General features: G+C 62.5%; 21 protein-coding genes. 13 read left to right on the plus strand and 8 right to left on the minus strand.

Annotated elements, in window-relative coordinates; genetic code table 11:
• Nucleotides 1–59: 59 nt before the first annotated feature.
• The 4 genes from AC3ISR_RS07845 to AC3ISR_RS07860 all read left to right on the plus strand — a co-directional run bounded on the left by AC3ISR_RS07845 (nt 60) and on the right by AC3ISR_RS07860 (nt 3241).
• Nucleotides 60–656, plus strand: coding sequence for a class I SAM-dependent methyltransferase (locus tag AC3ISR_RS07845; RefSeq protein ID WP_192299131.1), 597 nt, complete (start codon nt 60–62; stop codon nt 654–656).
• A 121-nt stretch (nt 657–777) separates the two neighbouring features.
• Nucleotides 778–1911 (plus strand): ribonuclease D, encoded by a 1134-nt coding sequence (gene rnd, locus AC3ISR_RS07850; RefSeq protein WP_192299130.1) that lies wholly within the window; start codon nt 778–780, stop codon nt 1909–1911.
• On the plus strand, nt 1908–2201 hold the full coding sequence (locus AC3ISR_RS07855; RefSeq protein WP_159962113.1) for a YcgL domain-containing protein: 294 nt from the start codon (nt 1908–1910) through the stop codon (nt 2199–2201). The genes rnd and AC3ISR_RS07855 overlap by 4 nt, the downstream gene beginning before the upstream one ends.
• Nucleotides 2202–2308: 107 nt before the next feature.
• Nucleotides 2309–3241, plus strand: a complete 933-nt coding sequence (locus AC3ISR_RS07860; protein WP_192299129.1) for a D-2-hydroxyacid dehydrogenase — start codon at nt 2309–2311, stop codon at nt 3239–3241.
• A 130-nt stretch (nt 3242–3371) separates the two neighbouring features.
• On the opposite strand, the gene AC3ISR_RS07865 is transcribed toward AC3ISR_RS07860, so the two are convergent.
• Entirely contained in the window at nt 3372–3956 is a 585-nt protein-coding gene (locus AC3ISR_RS07865) for a nitroreductase family protein (RefSeq protein WP_192299128.1), read from the minus strand.
• 153 nt (nt 3957–4109) lie between these two features.
• Here AC3ISR_RS07865 and AC3ISR_RS07870 point away from each other — a divergent pair, with 153 nt between their 5' ends.
• Both AC3ISR_RS07870 and AC3ISR_RS07875 read left to right on the plus strand, forming a co-directional pair.
• Nucleotides 4110–4559: a YcgN family cysteine cluster protein gene (locus AC3ISR_RS07870; RefSeq protein ID WP_003172524.1), complete on the plus strand. Its 450-nt coding sequence runs from the start codon at nt 4110–4112 to the stop codon at nt 4557–4559.
• A 13-nt stretch (nt 4560–4572) separates the two neighbouring features.
• Nucleotides 4573–5793 (plus strand): hypothetical protein, encoded by a 1221-nt coding sequence (locus AC3ISR_RS07875; protein WP_463984379.1) that lies wholly within the window; start codon nt 4573–4575, stop codon nt 5791–5793.
• Between the two features lie 143 nt (nt 5794–5936).
• Here AC3ISR_RS07875 and AC3ISR_RS07880 read toward each other — a convergent pair whose 3' ends face one another.
• The 4 genes from AC3ISR_RS07880 to AC3ISR_RS07895 form a co-directional block, all read right to left on the minus strand.
• Nucleotides 5937–6227: a YgaP family membrane protein gene (locus AC3ISR_RS07880; protein WP_192299126.1), complete on the minus strand. Its 291-nt coding sequence runs from the start codon at nt 6225–6227 to the stop codon at nt 5937–5939.
• Between the two features lie 67 nt (nt 6228–6294).
• A complete protein-coding gene (locus AC3ISR_RS07885) occupies nt 6295–6762 on the minus strand; it encodes an RNA methyltransferase (RefSeq protein ID WP_014717486.1) in 468 nt (155 codons plus the stop codon).
• Nucleotides 6763–6949: 187 nt separating this feature from the next.
• On the minus strand, nt 6950–7324 hold the full coding sequence (locus AC3ISR_RS07890) for a YajD family HNH nuclease (protein WP_003210675.1): 375 nt from the start codon (nt 7322–7324) through the stop codon (nt 6950–6952).
• Nucleotides 7325–7383: 59 nt separating this feature from the next.
• Complete coding sequence (locus tag AC3ISR_RS07895; RefSeq protein ID WP_463984378.1) at nt 7384–8070, minus strand: spermidine synthase; 687 nt, start codon at nt 8068–8070, stop codon at nt 7384–7386.
• Nucleotides 8071–8148: 78 nt separating this feature from the next.
• Here AC3ISR_RS07895 and AC3ISR_RS07900 point away from each other — a divergent pair, with 78 nt between their 5' ends.
• A complete protein-coding gene (locus AC3ISR_RS07900) occupies nt 8149–8427 on the plus strand; it encodes a hypothetical protein (protein ID WP_463984377.1) in 279 nt (92 codons plus the stop codon).
• Here the strand turns inward: AC3ISR_RS07900 and AC3ISR_RS07905 are convergent.
• Nucleotides 8424–8897, minus strand: a complete 474-nt coding sequence (locus AC3ISR_RS07905; protein WP_463984376.1) for a cyclic nucleotide-binding domain-containing protein — start codon at nt 8895–8897, stop codon at nt 8424–8426. The two genes, AC3ISR_RS07900 and AC3ISR_RS07905, sit on opposite strands and share 4 nt — an antisense overlap.
• Nucleotides 8898–8966: 69 nt before the next feature.
• Nucleotides 8967–11012, minus strand: coding sequence for a S9 family peptidase (locus AC3ISR_RS07910; protein ID WP_463984375.1), 2046 nt, complete (start codon nt 11010–11012; stop codon nt 8967–8969).
• A gap of 24 nt (nt 11013–11036) precedes the next feature.
• Between AC3ISR_RS07910 and AC3ISR_RS07915 the strand changes: the two genes are divergently transcribed.
• Genes AC3ISR_RS07915 through AC3ISR_RS07925 form a run of 3 tightly spaced genes read left to right on the plus strand, consistent with a single transcriptional unit; the run spans nt 11037 to nt 12919 of the window.
• Nucleotides 11037–11567, plus strand: a complete 531-nt coding sequence (locus AC3ISR_RS07915; RefSeq protein WP_192299121.1) for an MFS transporter — start codon at nt 11037–11039, stop codon at nt 11565–11567.
• 21 nt (nt 11568–11588) lie between these two features.
• Entirely contained in the window at nt 11589–12365 is a 777-nt protein-coding gene (locus AC3ISR_RS07920) for a class II glutamine amidotransferase (protein WP_192299120.1), read from the plus strand.
• 11 nt (nt 12366–12376) lie between these two features.
• Entirely contained in the window at nt 12377–12919 is a 543-nt protein-coding gene (locus tag AC3ISR_RS07925) for a DUF2937 family protein (RefSeq protein WP_192299119.1), read from the plus strand.
• Between the two features lie 110 nt (nt 12920–13029).
• Here the strand turns inward: AC3ISR_RS07925 and AC3ISR_RS07930 are convergent, their stop codons facing one another.
• On the minus strand, nt 13030–13950 hold the full coding sequence (locus tag AC3ISR_RS07930; RefSeq protein WP_192299118.1) for a LysR family transcriptional regulator: 921 nt from the start codon (nt 13948–13950) through the stop codon (nt 13030–13032).
• A gap of 175 nt (nt 13951–14125) precedes the next feature.
• Here AC3ISR_RS07930 and AC3ISR_RS07935 point away from each other — a divergent pair, with 175 nt between their 5' ends.
• Genes AC3ISR_RS07935 through AC3ISR_RS07945 form a run of 3 tightly spaced genes read left to right on the plus strand, consistent with a single transcriptional unit; the run spans nt 14126 to nt 16472 of the window.
• Nucleotides 14126–14866 (plus strand): 5-oxoprolinase subunit PxpA, encoded by a 741-nt coding sequence (locus AC3ISR_RS07935; protein WP_192299117.1) that lies wholly within the window; start codon nt 14126–14128, stop codon nt 14864–14866.
• Nucleotides 14863–15567, plus strand: a complete 705-nt coding sequence (locus AC3ISR_RS07940) for a 5-oxoprolinase subunit B family protein (RefSeq protein ID WP_226455301.1) — start codon at nt 14863–14865, stop codon at nt 15565–15567. The genes AC3ISR_RS07935 and AC3ISR_RS07940 overlap by 4 nt, the downstream gene beginning before the upstream one ends.
• On the plus strand, nt 15564–16472 hold the full coding sequence (locus tag AC3ISR_RS07945) for a 5-oxoprolinase subunit C family protein (RefSeq protein ID WP_192299115.1): 909 nt from the start codon (nt 15564–15566) through the stop codon (nt 16470–16472). The genes AC3ISR_RS07940 and AC3ISR_RS07945 overlap by 4 nt, the downstream gene beginning before the upstream one ends.
• Nucleotides 16473–16585: the final 113 nt, after the last annotated feature.

Consider the following 16585-nt stretch of genomic DNA (forward strand, 5'->3'; position numbering starts at 1 on the left):
GCAGTGGTTAAGCTGCGAATCAAGGTCGTTCACTCCCGTTTCACTTACATGAGCTCGCGATGTCGCCACAACCTCCATCCTCCATCGAGATCGAATTCGCCGAGCGCTGTGGCCGTGAGCACGCGCGGGTCTGCGGCGATACGCGTCCGCCCGGGCTGCTGCAGCGCCTGGCGGCCTGGCGTGTGCAGCGGCTGGTGCGCCATGCACTGAACGCGGCGGGCGAGCCGGGGCTGATTCTGGATCTGGCGTGTGGTTCGGGGCGCTTCTGGCCGGTGTTGGCCGAGCACGTCAACCGCGTGATCCTGGCCTCGGACAATTCCCAGGACATGCTCGACCACGCCCGCGGTCATCACCCGGCATTGCTCAAGCGGATCAAGACGTTCCAGGGCTCGGCGTTTTCCATCGGCCTGTCGGCGAACGCGGTGGACTGCATTTTCTGCCTGGAGCTGTTTCGGCATGTCCCCGGCAGTGATGGGCGCCTGGCGCTGCTGCGCGAGTTTCACCGGGTCAGTCGCGACACGGTGATTGTTTCGGTCAATTCGGCGGTGGCGGTGGAGCCGGAGTTTCGCCAGGCCGGTTTCGAGGTGCTCAACCACCAGGAATTCGTGCCGGGCTCCAAGCTGTGGCGGGTCTACGTGCTGCGTAAGGCAGGATAACTCCCGTTCATCGGACTATTCTTTATCTCTTGTGGGAGTTTTCGTGTGGCGCGCGCACTGCGGATGCTCGCAATGCCCTTTCGCGATATATACTGCGCGCCATTCTTCAAGGGAGAGCCGTGTGGCCATCGATATTCACTGGATCTGCGACAACGATAGCCTCGGCCAGCATTGCGCCGAATGGCAGCAGTTGCCATTCGTCGCCCTCGACACCGAATTCATGCGGGTCGACACCTTTTATCCCATCGCCGGGCTGATCCAGATTGGTGATGGCGTACGCGCTTACCTGATCGATCCCCTGACCATCGACAACTGGCAACCCTTGGCCGCCTTGCTGGAAAACCCGGCGGTGATCAAGGTGGTGCACGCGTGCAGCGAAGACCTCGAAGTGCTGCTGCGCCTGACCGGCAGCCTGCCGGTGCCGTTGTTCGATACGCAATTGGCGGCCGCTTACCTGAACCTCGGTTTCTCCATGGGCTATTCGCGCCTGGTGCAGGCCGTGCTGGACATTGAGCTGCCCAAGGGCGAAACCCGCTCGGACTGGCTGCAGCGGCCGTTGTCCGAGACGCAGATCAGCTACGCCGCCGAAGACGCGTTGCACCTGGCGCAGGTCTACATCCGCCTGCGTCCGCAGCTGTCCGACGACAAATACGCCTGGGTATTGGACGACGGCGCCGAGCTGGTGGCCAACCTGCGCCGCGAGGTCGACCCCTACGAGGTGTACCGCGACGCCAAGCTGGCGTGGAAACTGTCCCGCGCGCAACTCGCGGTATTACGTGAGCTGTGCGCCTGGCGCGAACAGCAGGCGCGTGCCCGCGACCTGCCGCGCAACCGCATCATTCGCGAACACTCGCTGTGGCCCCTGGCCAAGACCCAGCCGGATAACCTCGCCGCCCTGGGCAAGATCGAAGACATGCACCCGCGCACCGTGCGTCAGGATGGCCAGTTCCTGCTGGACCTGATCAAACGTGCCGGCAGTGTGCCCGCTGACCAGTGGCCGCCCGCCGTCGCCGAGCCCTTGCCGGTGGACGCCGCCGCGCTGATCAAGCAACTGCGTGCCCTGGGCCAGGCCGAAGCCGAACGCCTGAACATGGCGCCGGAACTGATGCTGCGCAAGAAAACCCTCGAAGCCCTGGTCAAAAGTGGCTACCCCGATGGGCCTTACCAATTGCCAGACTCGCTGCGTGGCTGGCGCCGCGAGTTGATGGGCCAGGCGCTGCTCGACAGCCTGGCCACTGCCGGAGAACAGCCTTGAAACGTATTTGCTCCATCTACCGCAGCCCCAAACGCGCCGGCATGTACCTTTACGTGCTTAAAAGCGATGTGCTCGAACGTGTGCCCGAAGGCCTGCTCGCGGTGTTCGGCAAGCCGGTGCACGCGTTCAACCTGGTGCTGACCCCTGAGCGCAAGCTGCAACAGGAAGACATCGCCCAGGTCCTGGAAAACCTCGACAAGCAGGGCTACCACCTGCAAATGCCGCCGCCCGAGGACGAGTACATCGAACACTTGCCCGAAGAACTGCTGCGCCGTAACGACCCGATGTGATCGGTCAGTGCCCCCTTCGGGGCACATTTTTCAATGCAATCGTATTGTTGGGCGGTGGCCGTAAGGATGCGGGCGGCCGTCTGCACTGTTTTTGAAAGGTTTTAAGCATGCGTGTTCTGATTGCTGAACAGGATCATCCGCTCTACGCCCAATTGCTCGGCGAAGCGGCACCGGACCTTGAGGTGTTGACCAGCGGCGACTCGGCCGAACTGTCGCGCCTGGCCGCCGATTGCCCGGTTTGGCTGGGCCAGCCCGACCTGCTGGCGACCCTGCTGCGCCAGGGCCATCAGCCACAATGGCTGCAATCGACCTGGGCCGGCATCACGCCGCTGCTGGCTGACGGCCTGACCCGCGACTATCGCCTGACCCGCGCAGTGGGTATCTATGGCCAGGTCATGGCTGAGTTTGTCCTCACCTACATGCTCGGCCATGAGCGCGAAGTACTGGCGCGCTTGGTCAGCCAAGTGGAACGCAAGTGGGACAGTCGCACGGGCCAGAGCCTGGCGGGGCGCAAGGTGCTGATCGTCGGTACCGGCGACATCGGCCAGAGCGTCGCCGAGTTCCTGGTGCCGTTTGGCGTCAAGCTGTACGGCATTGCCAGCACCGCGCGCGAGCAGGCGCCGTTCATTGACGTGGCCGGCCTGGATCAACTGGGCCGCTTGGTGGGCGAGGTGGATTATGTGATCAACCTGCTGCCGAACACGCCAAGCACCCATGACTTGTATGACGCGGCGCTGTTCAAGCAATTCAAGCCGACTGGTTTGTTTATCAACGTCGGGCGCGGTGTGGCCGTGGTGGATGCCGACTTGGTCGAAGCCTTGAAGGAAGGGCACTTGGCTGGCGCGGTGATCGATGTGTGCCGCCAGGAACCGTTGCCGCAACGCCATCCGTTCTGGACCGCCTGGGGGCTGTTGCTGACCGGGCACAGCTCGGCGCCGACGTCACCGCAATTGATGGTGGAGTTGTTCTTGCAGAACGTGCGGGCGTATCAAGCCAAGCAAGCGTTGCGCGGCGAAGTGGATTTCGCACGCGGCTACTGACACCACGCAGTAAAAAATGTGGGAGCGGGCTTGCTCGCGAATGCGGTGTGTCAGTCGCCTGATGAGTAGGCTGACCCACCGTCTTCGCGAGCAAGCCCGCTCCCACACAAGCCTGCTTATTGCCTCAGCTTCAGAGGCTGAAGTCGCCTTCGCAAGCCAGCTCGCTCAACGGCCGACGCGGGCTCGGCGCTTCACGGCCTTGCAGGTATTCCGGCAGCGTCGATTTGTCCCCCAGCTTGCCCACCGCCACGGCGGCATGCAGCGCATAACCTTGCGGAATCTTCAGCTCTTTGCGCGTCAGTTCCTGATCGAAACCGGCCATGCCATGGGTGTACCAACCGCTGAGGCTGGCTTGCAGCGCCAGGTGGCCCCAGGCCGAACCGGTGTCGAAGGTGTGCCACAGCGCCGGGGTTTCTTCAGTGGCGCCAGGGGCGGTGAAGTCGGTTTTCGAGGCGATGATCACCAGGGCCGATGCGTGTTGCGCCCAGCCCCGGTTGAATTCATTCAACAGGCCGAGGAAACGTTCCCAGTCCGGCGTATCGCGACGTGCGTAGAGAAAGCGCCACGGCTGCGAGTTGTAGGCCGACGGCGCCCAGCGTGCGGCTTCAAAGAAGCTCAGCAGGGTTTCCTGCGGAATGCTCTCGCCAGTAAAAGCGCGTGGCGACCAGCGCTCGGTGAACTGAGTATGGATCGGGTAATCGGCAACACGTGTCATGGGCGTTTCCTGAGGGTCAATTCGGCGTTCAAAGCTACTGCGCGCCCATTAGACTGACAAGTGTTGTTACACCGCCAGTCGTAAGCGCTTGGTTCCAAGGGCCTTGGGCACTAGACTGGCGGCCTTTTAACATACCGATACTGATGTAGAGCCATGGCCGCCAAAGTCGAACCTTTCTGGATACGCAAAACCCTTGAGCACCTCGATCAGGAGGAGTGGGAGTCGTTGTGCGACGGCTGCGGCCTGTGCTGCCTGCAAAAGCTTGAGGATGAAGACGACAACAGCGTCTATTACACGCGCATCGCCTGCAAACTGCTCGACCTGAAAACCTGCCAGTGCACCGACTACCCCAATCGTCGCGCGTCGGTGCCCGATTGCATCCAGCTCACACCGGGCCAGGCCGACCAGTTCAAATGGTTGCCGCCGACCTGCGGCTACCGCCTGGTCAGCGAGCGCAAGGACCTGCCCCTGTGGCACCACCTGGTCTGCGGCGACCGCGACGCCGTGCACCACGAACGCATTTCCCAGTCCGGGCGCATGCTCAGCGAAGGCAGCGTGCCCGAAGACGACTGGGAGGATTACCTGATCTTCCGTGCGGGCTGACAGAGGAGTCTCTATGACGATGGCAGCCAAGCTGGCCGCGACCCTGGTGTTGCTGGCCCTGAGCGGGCCGGGTTGGTGCGCGAAGAAAGTCGACCTGGATTATCACGTCAAGCTGCTGCCCCAGAGCTATCAGGCTGAAGTGCGCGTGAGCCTGTCCCAGGGCTCGGCGGTGCGCAGCCTGGACTTCGATCTGGGCCGCGACGGCGACTACAGCGACTTCAAGGCCGACGGCCAATGGCGCGTCAAAGGCCAACGGGGTGTGTGGCAGCCCGGCGCCGACAAAGTCAGCCTGACCTACCGCGTACGCCTGACCCATGCACGCAAGGCCGGGATCTACGAAGCGCGCATGACCCCAGGCTGGGCGCTGTTTCGTGGCGAAGACCTGGTGCCCACTGCGCGGCTCGACCAGCAGGACGGCGTCGAGTTGGTCTCGCGCCTGACCTTCGAATTGCCCGCCGGCTGGAAAAGCGTCGAGACCGCCTGGCCGCGTATTGGCAAAAACAAATTCCGCATCGACAACGTCTCGCGCCTGTTCGACCGGCCCACCGGCTGGATGCTTGCCGGCACCCTTGGCAGCCGCCGCGTGCGCCTGGGCGAAACCGAGGTCACCGTGGCTTCGCCCAAGGGCCAGGCCATGCGCCGCATGGATGTGCTGACGTTGCTGACGTTCGTCTGGCCGCAAGTGGAAGCGGCGTTCCCACGCCATCCAGCCAAGCTGCTGGTGGTCGGCGCCAGCGACCCCATGCGCCGCGGCGCGTTCGCCGCGCGCGATTCGATCTACCTCAACAGCCGCACGCCGCTGGTCAGCGAGAACGGCAGCAGCCCGTTGATCCGCGAAGTGGTGCAGGCGATTGGGCGCTTCAATGATCACGACACCAGCGACTGGATCAGCGAAGGGTTGGCGGAGTACTACGCCATCGAACTGGTACGGCGTGCCGGGGGGATTACCGATGAGCGTTATCAGGCGATCCAGGCGCGGTTGGTGAAGGAGGGCAAGGACGTGACGTCGCTGCGCGGCGAGCATGTCAGCGGGGCGACGGTGTCGCGGGCGGTGGTGGTGTTGCAGGAGCTGGATCGCGAGATTCGGGTGAAGACCCACAACAAACGCTCGCTGGATGATCTGGCCCAGGCGGTGATGCGGGCCAACAGCATTACCACGGCGGAGTTTGTGCAGCTGGCTGAAAGCGTGATCGGCGAAGGGTCGGTAGTGCTGGACAGCAAGCTGCTGCACTGATCGCAAGCCTTGCACAAAACCCAATGTGGGAGCGGGCTTGCTCGCGAACGCGGTATGTCAGTCACAGATGTTTCGACTGATGCACTGCATTCGCGAGCAAGCCCGCTCCCACATTTAGATCTGCTGCATCTGACAGATCACAGTCAGGCAATGGGTTTTTCCGCAGCCACTTCAGCCGGAGTCTTGAGGTTTTTCAACTCGGTTCCCACGCGTTCGATCTTTGTACGAATGGTGTTCATCTCCTGCCGGCCCTGCTCCAGCTTGTCCTTGAGCGAACTGTGCCCAGTTATCCCACGGGCCAGCACAACGCCGCCAATCGCCACCTGGATCAGGCCAAAAATCCCGCCACGGCGCAGGCCTTTGCCTACCATCATCACGCCACCGGCCACGGAGCCGATGCGTTCCAAGCCGTGCACGTTTTTGCTGTCGTTCATGATCTGTCTCCAACAAGGCGAGTGATACGTAGCTGACTGCCGGCGGGTGCCGGATGTTCCCGCAAAATCAGTATTTGGGGCCCGAGCGGGTGTTGTTGCCCTTGGCCAGGCGGTCGTAAAGCACCACATTGACGGTGGCGGCGAGGTTCATGCAGCCGGTGGTCGGGATGTAAACCACGTCTTCGCACCAGTCGCGGATCTCTTTGTCGAGGGAACCGTCCTCGGGGCCGAAGATGTACAACGCCCGGTCGGGGTGGGTGTATTCGGGCAACGGACGGGCGCCGTCGACCAGTTCCACGGCGACCGGGATGCAACCCAGGGGCAGGATCTTTTTCAGGTCATCGATGCCGATCAGCGGAATGTCGTGATGGACCTTCTTGGTGTCGGTGATGAAGTCCCGCGCGCGCTCGTAGCGCACGCCGGTGTAGAACACCGAGGCCACGCCGTAGCAGCCGGCGGCGCGCATGACCGAGCCGACGTTTTCGGGGGATTTGGGGTTATACAGACCGATGCAGCTGTAGCGTTTATTGCCCACGGGGAAGGGTGCCTTGGCGGAAAAAACGCGATTATACGGTGCTGAGGGCTGTGGTGCTTGGGCCATTGCTTTCGCGAGCAAGCCCGCTCCCACATTGGATTGGGTTCACAGATGTCTATCTGTGAATACAGTCAAATGTGGGAGCGGGCTTGCTCGCGAAGCGGCCAGTACCGACAACACAGGACTATCAGTCGTCCTTCTTCATCAGCCCCGCCAACGCCGCAAACGGGTTGTGCGTCGCCTTGGCAATCGTCGGGCTGCTGGTGGAGCCTTCGCCGAAATACTGCTGGTCGGTGTAGCGCGAGTGTTCATTGTCGTGGCAATACAGGCACAGCAATTCCCAGTTGGAGCCATCCTGGGGGTTGTCATCATGGTTGTGGTTACGGTGATGCACGGTCAGTTCGCTCAGGCGCTTGCCGGCGAATTCACGGGCGCAGCGGCCGCACACGTGGGGGTACATCTTCAACGCTTTGTCGCGATAGCCCATTTCCCGGTCGCGCTGGGCATCGGCGAGGATGCGGTCCAGCTTGGCGGTGTGGGAGGGCGGGTTGGTTGAGCTCATCATGGCTCCTATATTTTGGTGGTCACGGTAAGGCTTGATTCTAGCCGTTCACGGCGCATTTAGCCCTTGAGCTTTTCGGCGATCCAGATGGTGTGCCGCGTGCCTTTGTTGCCGTGGGCGAACACCTGCACTTCCTCGGCCTTGAAGCCGGCCTTGCGCAGTTTATCGCTGAACAGCTTGTCGGCACTTGCCGACCACACCGCCAGTACGCCCTTGGGCCGCAGGGCCTTGGCGCAGGCCGCCAGGCCGCCGGCGGAGTACAGCCAGCTGTTGGCGCGTTGGGTGAGGCCTTCGGGGCCGTTGTCGACGTCGAGCATGATCGCGTCAAAGCCCTGGGGCTCGGTCTGTAGCACCTTGGCCACGTCTTCCATGCGGATCACCGTGCGCGGGTCCAGCAACGGCCGGCCGGACTTTTCCCCCAGTGCGCCACGGTTCCACTCCACCACGCCCGGCACCAGTTCGGCGACGACCACTTCGGCGCTCTTGCCCAAATGCTTGAGCGCCGAGGCCAGGGTGAAGCCCATGCCCAGGCCACCGATCAACACCCGTGAGCCCGGGCGCCCGGCGACCTTGCGGCAAGGGATCTCCGCCAGCGCGTCTTCGGAGCCATGCATGCGCGTGTTCATCAGTTGGCCGCCGTCACCGCCCTGGATCTTGATGACAAAATCTTCACCGTATTCGAACAGGCACAAGGCCCCGCCGTTGTCGGGAATCGGGGCAGTGTCCAGCAGAACAAAACGTTTCATGGAAATCTCATTGGGAAGGGCATTCTTGCGCGGTTGGGAGTAGCCTTATGGCATTCCGGTCAGGCCATGGAGCCATCGATGAAGTGCAGCATTCTAACGGTCATTGTGCTTGGCGCGCTCACATTGGGTGCGGCGCAGGCTCAGGAGTTGCAAACCGTACCGGTCGCCCCTGCGCCAACCCCCGGCGCGCCGGGTACACCGACGCCGACGTTGTACCCGCAAGTCACCCCGACAGCGGTGCCCAAGACCAACGGCTCACCGCCGCTGGCGCCGATCGTGTTGCCGACGCCGCCCAAGGACCAGAGCGTGCCGGGCCTGCAGCAAAACGACAACAAACCGAAGACGCCAGGCGGTTAAAACTGCTGCGACAGCAATTGCCCGTCGGCCATGCGCAGGCGCTTGGACAGGGCGATGGCGATTGCGCGGATGATCTTCGCGGCGACCCTGGGCGTTTCATTGAGCATCTTTTCCAGGGCGTCCTTGCCCAGGTTCAACAACACGCAATCACTGGCGGCCACGCAACTGGCGGAACGCCGCTCGCCATCGAGTACCGCCATTTCGCCAAACGCCCGCCCACTGCGCAGGGTGGCGATGGTCAGGCGCTGGCCGCTGGGATTGGCTTTCTGCACCGCCACCTGGCCGCTGTGCAGGATGCACATGAAGGTGCCGGCATCGCCTTCGAGGAAGATCACCTCGTCTTTGGCAATGCTGCTGATATTGAAGTAGCCCGCGGCCACGTGAAAATCTTCCGGCAACAAGGGGTCGAACAGGCCGCAGTCCATGAGCATGTCGCGGATTGCATTGTTGAGTAAGGTCGGTTCTGGCATGGCGTAGGTATTGGTCCGTCAATCTTGTAGGGCGGTTCTGTGTTCAGACAGAACCGCCGCGCTAAGTTCCTAAATCAACCCCAGCGCCTTGAACACAAATGCATATTCGAGGGCTACGTCACGTAATCCCTGGTAACGCCCGCTCATCCCGCCATGGCCGGCGCCCAGTTCGGTCTTGAGCAGCAGCAGGTTGTTGTCGGTCTTGGTGTCGCGCAACTTGGCCACCCACTTGGCCGCTTCCCAGTACTGCACACGGCTGTCGTTATAGCCGGCGATCACCAGCAGGTGCGGATAGGCCTGGGCGCGTACGTTTTCGTACGGTGCGTAGGCTTTTATCCGCGCATACACCTCGGGTTCTTCCGGGTTGCCCCACTCGTCGTACTCAGTGATGGTCAGCGGCAGGTCCGGGTCGAGCATGGTGTTGAGCACATCGACGAACGGCACTTCGGCAATCGCTGCCTGGAACAGCTCCGGGCGTTGGTTGAGCACCGCGCCGATCAGCAGGCCGCCGGCACTGCCGCCGCTGATCGCCAGTTGTGAGGCGCTGGTCAAACCCTCGGCGATCAAGTGTTCGGCGCAGGCGATGAAGTCGCTGAAGGTGTTCTGCTTGTGTTCCTGCTTGCCGTTGCGATACCAGGCTTCGCCCAGCTCGCCGCCGCCGCGCACGTGCGCGATGGCAAACGCCACGCCACGGTCCAGCAGGCTCAGGCGGGCGTGAGAGAACCACGGGTCGAGGCTCGAACCGTAGGCGCCGTAGCCGTACAGATACAGCGGTGTCGGCTTGCCCAGTTGGTCGCGCTTGACCACCAGGCTGATCGGCACCTGGGTGCCATCGGCGGAGGTGGCCCACAGGCGCTGGCTCACGTAGTCGTCGGCGTTGAACACGCCGAGCACCGGGGTTTCCTTGAGTACCTGTTGCGCGCCGCTGGCCAGTTCCAGCTGGCGCACCTGGGCCGGGCGGTTCAGGGCTTCGTAGCGCAGGCGGATCTTGTCGCTGGCAAATTCCAGGCTGTTTTGTACGTAGAGGCTGTAGGCGGCGTCAGGCAATTCCACACGGTAGGCCGGAAGGCCCTGGGGATGCACTTCGATCACCGGCAGCCCGCCGATGCGCAGGCTCAGGGTCATGGCACTGGTGTTGAGGCTGACGCCATCGAGCATCACGGCGTCGCTGTGGGGGATCAGGTTCAGCCACTCGGCCTCGGTCGGCACGTCGCCAATGTCGATCGCCACGAACAGCGCGTAGTTGATGCCATCGCGGTTGCTGCGGATAAACCAGGTCCAGGCGCCATTCAGTTGGCCGTGGTCGACATCGTATTCATGGTCTTCGACCCGTGGCGCCAGGCACCTGAAGTCAAGGTGTGGCTGCTCGGCGTCCAGCGCCCAGATCTCGCTGGTGGTCTTGCTGCCCAGGGCCAGCAGCAGTTGCCGTTCGGAGCTGGAACGGTAGCAATGCAGGAAGAAACGTCCGTCGGGCTCGTGGAACACTTCCTGCGCCGCCGTGCCGTCCAGGCGGTAGCGATACAACTTGTGCGGGCGGTGGGTGTCGTCCAGCTCGGCAAAGAACAGGGTCAGGCTGTCATTGGCCCAGGTCATGCTGCCGTCGCAGTTCTCGAACTCCAGTTCGCTGACCTTGCCGCTGGCCAATTCCTTCACGAACAGGGTGTAAATCTCTTCACCGTTGGTATCCAGACTGTAGGCCAGACGCTGATGGTCAGGGCTGATGCTGAACGCGCCCAGCGAAAAAAAGCCGCCATTGGCCAGTACGTTCGGGTCCAGCAGCAGTTCCTCGCTGCTCTCGTCCACGGTGTTGCTGTCATCGGCCGGGCGACGGCAGCGGTAGTGGCGGGCGTATTCGTCGCCGGCGGTGGTGCGTGTGTAATACAGGTACGGGCCCCATGGGGAGGGCAGGGACAGGTCGGTTTCGAGGATGCGGCCCTTGATCTCTTCGAACAGGGTTTCGCGCAGGGCCTGCTGGTCGGCGAGCTGGGCTTCCTGCCAGGCGTTTTCGGCCTTGAGATAATCCAGGACCTCGGCACTGTCACGTTCCTGCAGCCAGGCGTAAGGGTCCTGGCCTGGGGCCTTGCGGGCAATCGGGGCGTTGGATGATAAAGGCATGTATCTATCCCTGTCTGGCGGACGGTGGCAGGCATTGCAGCCGCGGCACGCAAAAGCCGTTATCATAGCCGCCTGTTTGCCTACCTTGCCATGGACACCATGACCGAGAACGACTATCTGACCGCTTGGGGCCTCTACGCCTTCGCCGCTTTGGGCTGCCTGTTGGTGTGGTGGCGCATGACCCGCTGGATCTGGCGCTGGCTGCGCGAGCCGCTGCAGTTGCTGATGGCGGTGTTGCTGTTCAGCCCGACCATTGTCGACCCGGTCAAGACCCAGTTTGCGCCCGCCGTGGCCATCACTGCGCTGGACCTGGTGCTCAAGGTCGGCAACAACGCATGGCGCGCCATTTCCGATTTGTTCATGTACACGATGATTGCCTTCGGCGTGTATCTCGTCATCGTGTTGATCCGCTGGCCCATCGAACGCGCGGCCAACGCCCGCCGTGAGCGCAAGGCCGCTGCCGATGCAGCATTGGCGGCCGAGCCAGAAGAGGATGACGAACCTTTTCGCCGTCCGGCGCCTGTCAGTGGCATGCGCGTCGAACCGCGCCTTTAACGACGTAGCGAGAGCCCTGGCATGTGTGAATTATTGGGCATGAGTGCCAACGTCCCCACCGACATCGTGTTCAGCTTTACCGGGCTGATGCAGCGTGGCGGGCGCACCGGTCCCCATCGTGATGGGTGGGGCATTGCCTTCTATGAAGGCCGTGGCCTGCGGCTGTTCCAGGACCCGGCGGCGAGCAGTGAGTCGGAAGTCGCGTTGCTGGTGCAGCGTTATCCCATCAAAAGTGAAGTGGTGATTGGTCATATCCGCCAGGCCAACGTCGGCAAGGTGTGCTTGTCCAACACCCACCCGTTCGTGCGCGAGCTGTGGGGGCGCAACTGGTGTTTTGCCCACAACGGCCAACTGGCGGACTTCAACCCGCGCGCCACCTTCTATCGCCCGGTGGGCGATACCGATAGCGAAGCGGCGTTCTGTGATCTGCTCAACCGTGTGCGTGAAGCTTTCCCGGAACCTGTGGACATCGAGCAGGTGCTGCCGGACCTGATCGCCGCCTGTGCCGAGTACCGCAGCAAAGGCGTGTTCAACTGCCTGCTCAGCGATGGTGACTGGCTGTTCTGCTACTGCTCGACCAAGCTGGCGCAGATTACCCGTCGCGCCCCATTTGGCCCGGCGCGTTTGAAAGATGTCGACGTGATCGTCGATTTTCAGGCTGAAACCACCCCCAATGACGTGGTGACGGTGATTGCCACCGAGCCGCTGACCGACAACGAAAACTGGACCCGCTACGTACCGGGCCAATGGAGCCTGTGGCGACGTGGTGAATGCGTCAGCCAGGGCATCACCGAGTAAGGATATTGACCATGTTGCTCAGCTATCTGCGGTTGGTGTTGTTTGCCATTGGCTTGTTGGTCGGCGTGCAAGTGCCGGGGTTTATCAACGACTACGCCAAGCGCGTCGAAGCCCACCTGATCGAGGCCCAGACCGGCCTGCGCGGGTTTGAGTCGACGGCGCAGCAGTTCTTCAACGGCGATTTGAAGGCGCTGGTCGCGCATTACCGCGCCAGTGATGACCCGGTGTTCCAGAGCGATGCCAGCAGCCTGGGCGCGATGCTTGATCGCCAGGTGGCGTTGGACAAGCAATTCCAGGCGATGCAAGGCCCGTGGTACATCCGTGCGCTGCAAGTGGCAGTGGCGGCCGACCCGGACATTCGCCTGGAGACCTGGAAGGGCTACAGCTACCAGATCCTGCTGACACCCGAAGCCATGGGCTGGGGGCTGGGCGGGGCGATGTTGCTGTCGTTCGGGTTGGAATGCCTGTTCCGGTTGATCGACTGGGTGGTGTTGGGCGGCAAGCGTCTGCGCCAGAGCCGGCCGATCGAAGAACGGGACCTGAAGGGTTTATAAGCCGCACACAGATCCACATGTGGGAGCGGGCTTGCTCGCGAAAGCGGAATGTCAGTCAAAGATGTTGTGACTGATCTACCGCATTCGCGAGCAAGCCCGCTCCCACAGTTTTAATCGGGTTTCGTCAGTTGCATTCTGTTTTCGCCGACTTCTACCGCATACCGAGCCACCACCTTCTGGCACAACCCGACAATCTCCTCCACCAACTCCACCCCTACGCGCCACGACACCACCACCTGCAAATTCGGCAGTTTCTGCGCCATCGGCAACATCACCAATTCGCCGCGCTCCAGCTCTTCCATCACCAGCACCGGCGGCAATGCGCCAATTCCGAAGCCGTCACGCAGCAAGCGGGTAATTGCCGACACCGAGTTCACACAGTTCATCCGTGGCGCGGCCACGCCGTTGGCTTGCATCAGGCTCAACACGTCCTGGTGCGGGTGGGAGTTTTTCGAGTAGGTGATGATGCGTTCCTGGGCCAGTTCGGCGAGGGACGCGTAGTCGCGGTGGTAGATCGACTGGCTGGCGACGATCCAGGCCATCGGGTGGCTGGCCAGTTCCAGGCTGCGCACGGTTTCGAGGCGCAGCAGGTCGGTTTGCAGGATCAGGTCAAGGAAGCCTTTTTGCAGCTGATCGCTGAGGTTCAATGCGGTATCGGCGATCAATTCGATTTCCACCAGCGGGAAATGGTCCATCAGTTCGGCGACCAACGGGCTCAGCCAGGTGTGGATCACTGTGTCCATCGCACCGATGCGGATGCGCCCGACCTTGCTGCTGCTGGTCTCCAGGGACTGCTTCAAGCCCTGCATGGTCACCATCATCTGCTCGGCGTAATCGAGCACCTTCACGCCTTCCGGGGTCAGGCTCACGCCGCGTGAGTCGCGCAGAAACAGTTTCACCCCCAGCTCGCTTTCCAGCACGGCGATGCGGCTGGAAATCGAGGCCTGGGTGGTGAACAACTTCTCGGCGGTCAGGCGAAAGCTCTTGAGCTTGGCCACCCAGACGAAGGTTTCGAGGAACTTCAAATTCATGGGATCAACTTTTTCTTATGCATGGATCGGTTTTTATTAGTTGGACGCCGCACCGGGCCAGCGCCAAAAATCGAGCTATTCCACGATAAGCGTGTAGGGGTGTCAGGACAAGTTGCGAGTTCTGCGTAAAAAATCCCACACTACAAAAAAACAAAGCCTACAGGAGTAGCCCACCGTGAGCCGCCTGCTATTGAATTGCGACATCGGCGAAAGCTTTGGCAACTGGACCCTGGGTCTGGACGCCGAAGTCATGCCGTTCATCGATTGCGCCAACGTGGCCTGCGGTTTCCATGCCGGCGACCCGAGCATCATGCGCAAGACTGTCAGCCTGGCGCTCAAGCACGGTGTGCAAATCGGTGCGCACCCGGCGTACCAGGATCTGCAAGGCTTCGGCCGCCGTTCCATGGCCTACACGCCGCAGGAAATCCAGGATCTGCTGCATTACCAGATCGGTGCGCTGGATGGCATCTGCCGCGCACAAGGTGCACGTGTCAGCTACGTCAAACCCCACGGCGCGATGTACAACGACATGATGGCCAACCCGGCGCAATTGCGCGCAGTGATCCAGGCCGTGGCCGCTTACGGCGACTTGCCGCTGATGCTGCTGGCCACCCGCGACAACAGCGCGGCCCAGGCCCTGGGCGATGAGTACGGTGTGACCCTGTGGTTCGAAGCGTTCGCCGACCGTGCCTACGACAGCCAGGGCCACCTGGTTTCGCGGCAGTTGCCCGGTGCCGTGCACCATGATGCCGACACCATCGTGCAGCAGTCCCTGACCATTTCCCGCGGCGCAGCGCTGGTCGCCAGCGACGGCAGCCCGCTGGTGTTGCAGGCCAACACCCTGTGCGTGCACGGCGATAATGCCAGCTCGGTCGCCGCCGTGCAGCGCATCCGCGAGGCATTGAAGCCCGCATGAAGCCACGGATCGAAGTAGTGGCCATCGACTGCCTGATGGTGCGCCTGTTTGATGTCATCGCCGAAGCCAACATGCCGTGGATGCTTGCCGCCACCCAGCGCTTGCGCAGCGGATTCGGCGCGGCATTGGTCGACCTGGTGCCGTCCTATACCACCTTGATGGTGCATTACGACCTCACGGCATTGAGCCCGGCCCAGGCACGCGAGTTGATCGACCAGGCGCTGACCGACCTGCAACCGCACACCCAGGGCAGCGGCCAGTGCCATGTGCTGCCGGTGTGGTACGACCTGAGCGTCGGCCCCGAACTGAGCCTGCTCAGCCAGCGCAGTGGCTTGAACATCGACGAGGTGATCCGCCGCCACAGCGCCCACGAATACCAGGTGTTCGCCCTCGGCTTCGCCCCCGGTTTCGCCTTTATGGGGCTGGTGGAGGACATCCTCGCCACGCCGCGACTGAGTACTCCGCGCAAACGCGTGGCGGCCGGCAGCGTCGGCATCGCCGAACGGCAGACCGCCGCGTACCCGGTGGTGTCGCCGGGCGGCTGGAACCTGATCGGCCGCACCCCGGCCAAGTTGTTCGACCGCGAGCGCGACGGCTACAGCCTGATGCAGCCCGGCGATACGGTGCGCTTCGAGCCGGTCGAGCACGCCGAATTCATCCAGCTGGGTGGCGATGACACACCGTTGGAGGCGCAGGCATGAGCCGCTTATTGATCGAGGCCAGCACGCCGCTGTGCCTGTTGCAGGACGCCGGACGCTTTGGCGTGCGCCATCTGGGCGTGACCCAGGGTGGGGCGCTGGATTGGGTGTCGATGGCCTGGGCCAACTGGCTGCTGGGCAATGCGCTGGATGCGCCCGTGGTGGAAATCACCCTCGGCGGCTTTACCGTGCACGCCGAGGACTATTGCTTGTTGGCCCTGGCCGGCGCGGACCTGGGGGCGTTTATCGACGAACGTGCGATCAGCCCCGGCCGCAGTTTTATCCTGCAAAAGGGCCAGCGTTTGCGTTTCACCCAACCGTTCAATGGTGCGCGGGCTTACCTCGCCGCGCCAGGCGGGTTTGACGCGCCGCAGGTGCTCGGCAGTTGCGCCACGGTGGTGCGCGAAGAACTGGGCGGGGTGGATGGTTTTGGCAAAGCGCTGGCTGAAGGCGGGTGCCTGGCGTATTCCGGTGCCGGCGGCGCGATGAAAGTGCTCAGCGATCCAGGCTTGCCGGCTAGAGCTGCGTTGGATGTGATCGTCGGCGCACAAATCGGCCAATTCAGCGGGCAAAGCCTGTTCGATGCGTTCAACAGCGAATGGACCCTCGACAGCCGCGCCGACCGCATGGGCATGCGTTTGTTGGGCACGCCATTGCAGTACCAGGGGCCGTCGCTGATCTCCGAAGGGATTCCGTTGGGGGCGATCCAGGTGCCGCCGGATGGGCAGCCGATTGTGTTGCTCAACGATCGGCAGACGATTGGTGGGTACCCGCGCCTGGGCGCGTTGACGCCGTTGGCGCTGGCGCGGCTGGCGCAGTGTTTGCCGGGGGAGAAGGTCAGGTTGGCGCCGGTGGTGCAGGAGACGGCGCATCGGCAGCACATCGATTTCTTGCGGCGGTTTAAGTAGCACCGCAATCAAAAATGTGGGAGCGGGCTTGTGTGGGAGCGGGCTTGCTCGCGAATGCGGTTTGTCAGTCACAGCTGTTTTTACTGAACCACCGCATTCGCGAGCAAGCCCGC

This window comes from Pseudomonas sp. GL_117 (assembly GCF_057835125.1).

Excerpts from the sequence above, each read along its gene's own strand:
- AC3ISR_RS07875 (WP_463984379.1), top strand. The coding sequence starts at position 4,573 with ATGACGATGGCAGCCAAGCTGGCCGCGACCCTGGTGTTGCTGGCCCTG.
- AC3ISR_RS07900 (WP_463984377.1), top strand. The coding sequence starts at position 8,149 with ATGAAGTGCAGCATTCTAACGGTCATTGTGCTTGGCGCGCTCACATTG.
- AC3ISR_RS07880 (WP_192299126.1), bottom strand. The coding sequence starts at position 6,227 with ATGAACGACAGCAAAAACGTGCACGGCTTGGAACGCATCGGCTCCGTG.
- AC3ISR_RS07940 (WP_226455301.1), top strand. The coding sequence starts at position 14,863 with ATGAAGCCACGGATCGAAGTAGTGGCCATCGACTGCCTGATGGTGCGC.
- AC3ISR_RS07905 (WP_463984376.1), bottom strand. The coding sequence starts at position 8,897 with ATGCCAGAACCGACCTTACTCAACAATGCAATCCGCGACATGCTCATG.
- AC3ISR_RS07845 (WP_192299131.1), top strand. The coding sequence starts at position 60 with ATGTCGCCACAACCTCCATCCTCCATCGAGATCGAATTCGCCGAGCGC.
- AC3ISR_RS07920 (WP_192299120.1), top strand. The coding sequence starts at position 11,589 with ATGTGTGAATTATTGGGCATGAGTGCCAACGTCCCCACCGACATCGTG.
- AC3ISR_RS07860 (WP_192299129.1), top strand. The coding sequence starts at position 2,309 with ATGCGTGTTCTGATTGCTGAACAGGATCATCCGCTCTACGCCCAATTG.
- AC3ISR_RS07945 (WP_192299115.1), top strand. The coding sequence starts at position 15,564 with ATGAGCCGCTTATTGATCGAGGCCAGCACGCCGCTGTGCCTGTTGCAG.
- AC3ISR_RS07890 (WP_003210675.1), bottom strand. The coding sequence starts at position 7,324 with ATGAGCTCAACCAACCCGCCCTCCCACACCGCCAAGCTGGACCGCATC.
- AC3ISR_RS07930 (WP_192299118.1), bottom strand. The coding sequence starts at position 13,950 with ATGAATTTGAAGTTCCTCGAAACCTTCGTCTGGGTGGCCAAGCTCAAG.
- AC3ISR_RS07925 (WP_192299119.1), top strand. The coding sequence starts at position 12,377 with ATGTTGCTCAGCTATCTGCGGTTGGTGTTGTTTGCCATTGGCTTGTTG.
- AC3ISR_RS07870 (WP_003172524.1), top strand. The coding sequence starts at position 4,110 with ATGGCCGCCAAAGTCGAACCTTTCTGGATACGCAAAACCCTTGAGCAC.
- AC3ISR_RS07910 (WP_463984375.1), bottom strand. The coding sequence starts at position 11,012 with ATGCCTTTATCATCCAACGCCCCGATTGCCCGCAAGGCCCCAGGCCAG.
- AC3ISR_RS07895 (WP_463984378.1), bottom strand. The coding sequence starts at position 8,070 with ATGAAACGTTTTGTTCTGCTGGACACTGCCCCGATTCCCGACAACGGC.
- AC3ISR_RS07865 (WP_192299128.1), bottom strand. The coding sequence starts at position 3,956 with ATGACACGTGTTGCCGATTACCCGATCCATACTCAGTTCACCGAGCGC.